Annotated in this window: 4 protein-coding genes; 1 reads left to right on the top strand and 3 read right to left on the bottom strand. The window is 62.2% G+C overall.

All coding sequences use genetic code 11. The features are described from left to right. Positions 1-468: 468 nt before the first annotated feature. Positions 469-3222 (bottom strand): TonB-dependent receptor, encoded by a 2754-nt coding sequence (locus tag IP83_RS18490; RefSeq protein WP_197274448.1) that lies wholly within the window; start codon positions 3220-3222, stop codon positions 469-471. A gap of 388 nt (positions 3223-3610) precedes the next feature. Between IP83_RS18490 and IP83_RS18485 the strand changes: the two genes are divergently transcribed. Continuing rightward, positions 3611-5665, top strand: a complete 2055-nt coding sequence (locus IP83_RS18485; RefSeq protein ID WP_082364843.1) for a tetratricopeptide repeat-containing sulfotransferase family protein — start codon at positions 3611-3613, stop codon at positions 5663-5665. A 131-nt stretch (positions 5666-5796) separates the two neighbouring features. On the opposite strand, the gene IP83_RS18480 is transcribed toward IP83_RS18485, so the two are convergent. Together IP83_RS18480 and IP83_RS18475 are read right to left on the bottom strand one after the other, a co-directional pair. Further along, positions 5797-6477, bottom strand: a complete 681-nt coding sequence (locus tag IP83_RS18480; protein ID WP_054123706.1) for a DUF2490 domain-containing protein — start codon at positions 6475-6477, stop codon at positions 5797-5799. Between the two features lie 70 nt (positions 6478-6547). Continuing rightward, complete coding sequence (locus tag IP83_RS18475; RefSeq protein ID WP_197274447.1) at positions 6548-8275, bottom strand: methyl-accepting chemotaxis protein; 1728 nt, start codon at positions 8273-8275, stop codon at positions 6548-6550. Positions 8276-8692: the final 417 nt, after the last annotated feature.

Genomic DNA, 8692 nt, shown 5'->3' with positions numbered 1-8692 from the left:
TTGGGGGAGACCGCCCCACCTTGAACCCGCAGCCCGCACCGGTCGCGTTGGCGTTTTACGGCCAAAGGAGCGAGGGCGAGGCCGGCCTAGCCTGCTCCCGATCTGGGCGGGGCATATAACCTATATGGTTCGTTTTGTCAAGGGTGGTGTTTGGACCATCTTCTCGTCATTCTCGCGCTGGCGGGAATCCAGTGGTGCAGGCGTTGTGGTGGCCGCTCTGGATTCCCGCCTTCGCGGGAATGACGAAGGTGTTGGTATAGTGGAGATTTCGTCGCCTCGGAGACTATTCTGGGGCGACGGGGTGGTGATGAGACCCCAGTGCCACCGGCCCACCCCTAGCCCCTCCCGTAAGCGGGAGGGGAACCGAAGATGAGGCCCTCCAGCAGGCGGGGTATCTGGTCAGAAAAGAAACCCCTCGCGGCCGGGACCGCGAGGGGCTCACTTTTGCCGAATGGCACGATCAGCGGATCAGTAGCGGTAGCCCAGCTTGAGCCCGAAGAACTGCGGGCGGATCGGGAACGTGCGGGAAGAGCCCGCGCAGACCGCGATCGAGCAGAACGTGTTGCGCGTCAGCTCGCCGCGCCGGTCGAACGCATTCTGGATGAAGATATCCGCCGTCCAGTTGTCCTTGCGGAGACCGGCGCCGAAATCGAAGCTGACGAAGCCGGCCGTGTTGCCCAGCGCCGCATTGTTGGCCTCGTTCAGATCCTGCGTCGCACCGGTCTGGTAAAGCGCCGCGCCCTGCAGGTAGGCCTTCATCGATCCGAAGTCGGTATCGTAGCGGATCGTGGTCGTCCCCTTGAACTTGGGCTGGCGCGGCAACCGGGTGCCATTCTTCGCCGCCAGGGTCGGCGTCAGGATGTTGCTGCTGGCATCGGGATTGTCGAACAGGTCGCCGTTGACGTCGATGTAGCTGCCCGCTTCGCCTGCAGGGGCGCATGACGACAGCTGCGAGATCGTGCCCTTGATGCGATCGGCGAAGAAGTTGCAGAAGTTGCCCTTCAGCTTGCCATCGTTGAACGCACCGCTCGAGCTGATAGTCATCTTGCCGAGCTTGAGTTCGGCGTCGTACTCGATGCCCTTGACTTCGGCCTTGCCCGCATTGCCGGTGTAGCCGGCGCCCTGCGCGCCGGGGATGACGAGGCCGTACTGGATGTTGTTCCACTTCTCGAGATAGATCGCGGCGTTCAAGCGGAACACGTTGTTGAATGTGCCCTTGAAGCCGATCTCGAAGTTGGTCAGCGTCTCAGACTTGAACGGCGGCGCGGCGACCACGGCCTGCGGCAGGGTATCGGTGGCGCGCAGGCGTAGCGGGCGGCTGTAGCCACCCGGACGGAAGCCGGTCGAATAGTTGAAATAGAGCAGCTTCTGATCGGCGAACTGCCAATCGACCACGACTTTGTGCGTCTGGCCCTGTTCGCTGTAGCGGCCGATGCTTTCGGGATCGAGCGCGTTGGTGTTGCGGCACTGCAGGCGCGGACCGGTGAGCGGCAGCGGGCAGCCGACCGCGCCGGTTGGCAGGAAGATCGACGGTGCGATGGCCGCCGATGCGCCGACCCCCTGGAAGCCGACCACCTGGTAGTCGGTCCAGAAGTAGCGGATGCCGCCGGTGATCTTCACCTTGGGCAGGATGTTGTAGTGCGCTTCGGCGAAGACCGCCGTATCGTGGTACAGCGTATCGAATTCTTCGAGGTAATAGGCATCGCCGCGCACCGCCGGCGTGCCGAGGATCATCGTGCCGCCCTGAGCCTGCGGAATGCCGAAACCGGCGGGATTGCTGTCGCCGCCGCCCGATTCGGTATAGCCGACGATCTGATCGAGGCCGCGGATGGCGTAGTTGTTGTCGGTCTGGTTCTTCTGGCGCTGGTAGAACGCGCCGACGGTCACGTCGAACGGCCAGGTCTTGGGCGTGGTGAGACGCACTTCCTGGGTGAACTTCTTGTTCTTCTGGACCGTGTGGTAATACTGGTTCGGATTGAGCAGCGTGGTGCAGCGCAGGGATGCGCCCGATCCGGTGCAGCCGGCCTTGTCGAAGAACTGCAGGTAGTTCTCGTAGCCCGCGCCGAAGCTGTCATAGGTGACAGTGTAGTAGGTGTAGTCGTTGTTGATCTTGCGGTTGCGGTAGTAATAGCCGGTCGCCGAGACGAGATCGAAATCGCCGATGTGGCCATGCACGGTGAGCGCGGCCTGCACCCACTTGTCGTCATTGCGCGTCAGGTCATAATCGTGGACCTGAAGATCGCCGACGCGCGGGTCAAAGCCGAAATAGCCGTAGGAAATCTGGCGCTGTGCGGTGGCCGACGGGCTGACTTCCCAGCCGTCCGCAACGTCCCAGAGCATCGAAAGGCGGCCGCCGTATTCGTAGACCGGGTTGTAGTCCTTCTTGGCGATCGCCGCGTTGCTGAGGTTGAAGAACGTGGCCGGGTTGTCGTCGCCGAGATTGAGCACGGCAGGGCGCGGGTCCGGCTGAAGCGGGTTGTCGCTCGTGCCGCTGACGAACTGGCCCTTGTTGTCGGTATTGTCGATGTAGCCCCCTTCCTTGCGGTAGTAGCCCATCGCCCGGATCGCGAGGCGGTCGCTCACCGGAATGTTGATGTACGACTTGATCGTGCCGCCGTAGCCGCCCTTGCCAAACTTGTTGACTTCGCTGTCGGCCCCGAACTCGAACTTGCCGATCTTGGGCTTGGCGGTGATAAAGCGCAGCACGCCCGCGAGTGAACCGGCGCCGAACAGGGTGCCTTGCGGACCGGAAAGCGCCTCGAGCCGCTCCATGTCATAGACCTGGATATCGGGCACTTCCTGGCCGGTGATCGGGATTTCGTCGAGATAGTAGCCGACCGAGGCATAGGCGCCGCCGGCGGGCACGATGCCGCGGAAATAGACTTCGTTGCGGCCCGGCCCGATGCCGGCGAACGAGACCGACGGGAGCAAGGCGGCATAATCCTGCAAGCCCTTGACCTGGCGCTGGGCGAGGAAATCGGACGACAGGGCCTGGATCGCGATCGGAACCTTCTGGACGCTTTCGGCCTTGCGCGTGGCGGTGACGATGATCTCGTCGAAGCCGCCCGTGGAATTGGTGGTGGCCGTGTCATCTGCCGGAGTGGCCTGCGGCGCGGGGGCTTCCTGCGCGAACGCGGCGTAGGGCGCGGCGATGCCGGTGAGAATCGTGGAAAGGCACAGCGCCCTCAGCGCTTGCGACCGGCGACCGGATTTATCTGTCATGACCTGTAAGGCTCCCTGTTCTGGGTACTCGGTATTCGCAAAAGGCTCCTTCGTGTCCGTTCCTGCAAACCGGCCTTGGGCCGCACGAGTCGCTGCGTGGGCAGCGGCACCACCAGAGCGTTCCCCCTGCAATTTTGCAGTGACGGAAAACCCATGAGCCATGGCCGCTTAGCGACCTCTGGCCGACCGCGCGGGAAGCGCGGCGTGATCGTTTCAAATGTAACCCCTGTCCGGCGCCATTCCTTGACGCGTGTCCAAAGCGGAAGATGATAGATTACAGTTGAGAGTCAACAGCCATTTTCGCAATTGCAGCATGCTGCGCATTGGACCGTTGCACCTGTGACAAAAGCTGCACATGATGGGGCATGGCGAGGTCGCGGCACTAACTATGGATATAGGAAATCCTGGCGTTTCGAGAGGGTCGCGGTCCGCGCAGGCGGACTTGCGCGCGGCGCTGGATGTGGCGGCGGAACGTGTTGAAACCGAACCCGAATTTGCACTTGCAGAAGCCGAACGCGCCTTGCGGGCGGTGCCGGGTTTGCCGCCCGCGCTGTTCGTTGCGGCGCAGGCGCTGCGGCGGCTTGGGCGGCCGGCGGAGGCCTCGGCGCGGCTTGCGCTGATCCCCGGCGGGGCGAGCCGGCCGGCGATGGTGCTGTGGGAACAGGCGCAGGCGGCGAGCGAGGCGGGGCTCACCGAGGCGGCGATCGACGCGCTGGAGGCGCTGACTGAGGTGCAGCCGGGCGTGGCGAGCGGGTGGTTCCTGCTGGCGAGCGAGCTGCGCAAGGCGGGGCGCGTGGAGGACGCGTGGCGGGCGGACCTTTCCGCCGTGCATGCCGCCTCGCGCGATCCGGAATTGCTGCAGGCGGCGGCGGCGATCCATGATGGCAAGCTGGACGAGGCTGAAGCCTTGCTGCGCGCGCGCGCGGAGCGTTTGCCGGATGATCCTGTCGGCACGCGGATGCTGGGCGAAGTCCACTGGCGGCGCGGCGACATGGCCGAGGCGCTGCGGCTTGTGGAGCGCGCCGTGGCGCTGGCGCCGGGCTTTGATCTGGCGCGGGATTTCCTCGTGCGGCTGCTGCTGCAGGTCAATCGCCTGCCCGAGGCGCTGGGCCATGCCGAGATGCTGGCGCGCAGCCCGGTGGGTGGTTCGGCGGCGAAGCTGGTGCTGGCCTCGGTGCTCGTCCGGCTCGGCGATCAGGCGCGGGCGCGGGGCATCTATGAGGAGCTGCTGGGCGAACAGCCCGACCAGCCGCTGCTGTGGCAGAACCTGGGCCATGTGCTCAAGACGCTGGGCGAGCAGGGTGAGGCGATTTCGGCCTACCGCGCGGCGGTGAAGCGCCGGCCGACGCTGGGTGAGGCGTGGTGGAGCCTGGCCAATTTGAAGACGGTGAAGCTGGCGGGCGATGATATCGCCGCGATGGAGGCGGCGCTGGCGGCGCTGGCGGGCGAGGCGGGGCGTGACGAGGATGTGTTCCACCTCCATTTCTCGCTCGGCAAGGCCTACGAGGATGCGGGCGATGCCGCGCGGGCCTTCGCGCATTACGACAAGGGCAACCGGCTGCGGCGGACGCTGATCCGCTATGATGCGGACCTCCTGAGCGCCGAGGCGGGGGCGGCGGCGGCAACGTTTTCCGCGCCGTTCATTGCGGTGATGGGGGAGGGCGGGTGCCCGGCGCCGGACCCCATTTTCATCGTCGGCCTGCCGCGCTCGGGCTCCACGCTGGTCGAACAGATCCTTTCCAGCCACAGCGCCATCGAAGGGACGATGGAGCTATCGGAAATGATGACCATCGCCGCGCGCCTGCAATCGCGGGTGGACGAGGGCGAATTTGCCGATTTCGAGGCGATGGTGCGCTCGCTCACGCCGGCGGACCGGCTGCGGCTTGGCGAGGAATATATCGAGAAGACACGGGTCCATCGCAAGACGGGGCTCCCTCGCTTTACCGACAAGATGCCCAACAACTGGCAGCATGTCGGGCTGATCAAGCTGATCCTGCCCAACGCGAAGATCGTCGATGCGCGGCGGCATCCGATGTCGTGCTGCTTTTCGGGCTGGAAGCAGCATTTCGCGCGGGGGCAGACGTTTACCTATGACCTGACCGAGATCGGGCGGTACTACCGCGATTATGTGCGGCTGATGGCGCATTATGACGCGGCGGCGCCGGGGGCGGTGCACCGGGTGATCTACGAGCGGATGGTGGCGGATCAGGAAGCGGAGACGCGGGCGCTGCTGGCCTATCTGGGGCTGCCGTTCGAGGAGGCTTGCCTCGAATTCCACCGCAACACCCGCGCGGTGCGGACGGCGAGTTCGGAGCAGGTGCGGCGGCCTATCTACACCGATGCGGTGGAGCACTGGAAGGCCTTCGCGCCGTGGCTTGGCCCGCTGGAGGCGGCGCTGGGCGATGTGGCGACGTGCTATCCGGAGGTGCCGGCGGGTTGGTGAGTGGGGGTGGGACAAACCCGTCGTTTGCCACCGCTAATGGAAACGACCGGTTTTACTGAAACCAGCCATTCCTGAAGCGGCGAACGATACTCCAACGAAGACTGCAAATGGGCCATTTGCCCAGCGCATCGTCAAAATTTGGCGGCGACGGTCAAGTTGGCGATATGCTCGATCCGGTCGCGCGCTGAGCGGTTAACCCACTGGTTGATATAGCCCGGCTCAGCGTTAATGCTCTTGGTGAGCGGCAGCACTATCCCGGCGAAGGTTCTCAGCCGATCAAACCCGCGTCGTTGGCCCCAGCTTGTGTCGTTGAAAGCAATGAACGGCTCGGTCCAGACGAGGGCTCTTACCTTTCCGGCAATCGGCGCGGTCAGCCGCACTTGCTGGCGCAGGCGCCAACCCATTCCGCCTGCCCCCTTCACAAAGCGTTGTTCTAGGCGCGTTCGCCCTGTCAGGGTTATCCCCTTGCCATTTCCCGCGAGCCGGAACGCGAGCTGCTCCCAGATACGGTGCTCACTTAAAAAACGAGGTCCGACAGGATCGGTCGGCACGTAAGCATAGCCGAGTGTCACCATAGTATTTGGATCGAGCCGGTAGCCGATGCCTGGGCGGATGAGGGTCTGGCCCAAGCGACTGGCATTGTCGCTAAAGCGGAACTGCGCCTCCAGCCACAACACCCAACGCTTATCAAGATCGATCGTCGCGGTGTTTGCCGACCAGATCTGAAAGTCCTGGTCCGCCGCGTAAACGGGCCCGGCGGAAACAACAGGGGCCAGCAAAGCACTGGCAAGCAAAAAGGTACGCCGCATCATCGGCTTTTCCTCAAGTCAAAGGTTCAAGTGCGTGGGCGACGCCACCGCAGCTGCGGGGCAGTATAGATGCTCAGGCAGCTCTTGGCAGGCGCGTCTCGTTCTTGTTTCCAGTTTCAAAGCGATTGACCAAATCCGTCATGGTGCTTGCATCGGTCGATAGCGATCGAGCTGCAGCGGATGCTTCCTCGACCATGGCGGCGTTTTGCGTTGTCGATCGATCCATATTGGCCACTGCGCAATCAACCTGCGTGATCGTCGCAGACTGATTGCGCGATGCGACTGAAATATCTTCGATCATGACCGACAATTGAGCGGTACTAGCCTCGATCTGCTCGAGGGTGGTGCTTGTCTGGGTGATCATGGCGACGCCTTGCAGCACGTCGCGTCCGCTCGACTGAATGATCCCGGTAATATCCTTGGCTGCGTCCGAACTCCTTTGGGCCAGCGCCCGCACTTCGGTTGCAACCACGGCAAACCCTCTGCCTGCTTCGCCCGCACGCGCGGCTTCGACGCCAGCGTTGAGCGCCAGAAGATTAGTCTGAAACGCAATGCCTTCGATCAGACTGACGATTTCCTCCATCTTCTGGCTAGACTCCGCAATCTGGTGCATGGCCTCAACCGTGGATTTCATCATTTCTCCGCTATCCCGCGCGCGGTTCTGGGCATCTTGTGCTAGCTTGCTAGCCTCAGCCGCGGTCTGAGCGGTGCTGTTTGCCGAGAGCGTCAGTTCGCGCATTGCGGCGGAGGTTTCCTGAAGATTTGCCGCCTGGCGTTCGGTGCGGCCGGCCAGATCTGTGGCGGCCGAGGAGATTTCATTGGCGCCGTTGCCGACACGCTGCGCCGCATCCGACACTTGCGTGATCAATTCCACCAGAGTGGTCAGCGCATCGTTGAAATCAGAGCGCAAACGCTCGTAATTGCCGGGAAACGGCCTGCTGATCGTTGCGTTCAAGCGGCCATTCTGCAAGGCGGAAAGCGCATTGCCCAAGGCTTCCACGACCTCGCGCTGCACCGCCATCTGGCTTTCGGCTTCGGCGGCGCTTCGCGCTGCGACGCCGCGCTTGATGGCGCCCAATGCGTGGCTTACGTTGCCGATCTCGTCGGTCAAATCCTCTCCGGGAATGGGGCGATCAAGATTACCATGTGCCATATCCTGCATGGCATCGACCAACTTTGTCAGCGGCATCGAAAGCCGCTGCCTGATGACAAGGACCATTAGTCCGGAAAGCACCGCTGCCAACACGATCAGCACAGTGGCCAGCATCTGGTAGGAGGCGGCCGCTGCCTTGGCCTGCGCGTTGGCCTTGGCCGAGATCGAGCTATTGTAGGCGATGGCTTCGTCCAATGCCTTGCCCAAGCGGGCACCGACGGGCGCCAGTGCGATTACGAGTTCGTGTGCATTTTCCCTTTCGGCCAACGAATACTGGCCCATTTTCGAGGATCTTGAGCGGTATTCATCCCAGATCGATGCGACATTCTTGACTTGCTCCAGTTGCACCGTTTCGCTTGTGCCATTTAAAAGCCGAAGATGATCGGCCAATAGTTTGTCTACGGCGGCGGCAGAGCGGATTCGGCCTTCGTTGTATCCGCGCATTTCAGCTTCGCTCGTCGCCATCACTCGCTTGGCCATGCCGAGGCGGGTTTCCAGAATGGTGGATCGGATGGCAGCTAATGACTGCATGCCGGGCACAATGCGATCGGCCGAAATGGCTAGACTGCTTCCGAGCGATTGCGTGCTTTGCAGCATCATCAACGCGCCGCCGGCGGCGCTGGCTGAAAGCATAAATGTAGCCGCCATAATGACAGTGCTTATGCTAATTTTACCAAATATAGACATAAACTCCACCCACATCATGGCCGATAGATGTATTGTCCAAATTTCAAGCAACGAATTTATTGTAGATCTTCATCATGAAAATAGATATTATGATATAGTAGATTAATATACTTACGGAATGATCCGAAAGATTAAATCCTCGCGAGGTTGCTTGAAAGGCTGTTTCTGATCAACGGGACCGGAAGCTTTGGTCGGCAAACGGCACAAGACCTCGAAGAGGTTCCATTTCCCACCCTCGAGGATAACTTCGGCAAGGGCCGTGGCAATGGGCGAACATGCAGGAGTGGCAAGCGACCGTCGCGCAGAGGCAAATACTGCCCATTGCCGAAAACGCAGACAAAACCGAACGCGTCATTGCGTCGGCGTGTTGCCATTGCG

This window comes from Novosphingobium sp. AAP93 (assembly GCF_001296055.1).
GTDB lineage: Bacteria > Pseudomonadota > Alphaproteobacteria > Sphingomonadales > Sphingomonadaceae > Novosphingobium.
Note: the sequence above shows the minus strand (reverse complement) of the source record. Positions and strands in the feature narration are given on the sequence as shown.

Excerpts from the sequence above, each read along its gene's own strand:
- IP83_RS18490 (WP_197274448.1), bottom strand. The coding sequence starts at position 3,222 with ATGACAGATAAATCCGGTCGCCGGTCGCAAGCGCTGAGGGCGCTGTGC.
- IP83_RS18480 (WP_054123706.1), bottom strand. The coding sequence starts at position 6,477 with ATGATGCGGCGTACCTTTTTGCTTGCCAGTGCTTTGCTGGCCCCTGTT.
- IP83_RS18475 (WP_197274447.1), bottom strand. The coding sequence starts at position 8,275 with ATGGCGGCTACATTTATGCTTTCAGCCAGCGCCGCCGGCGGCGCGTTG.
- IP83_RS18485 (WP_082364843.1), top strand. The coding sequence starts at position 3,611 with ATGGATATAGGAAATCCTGGCGTTTCGAGAGGGTCGCGGTCCGCGCAG.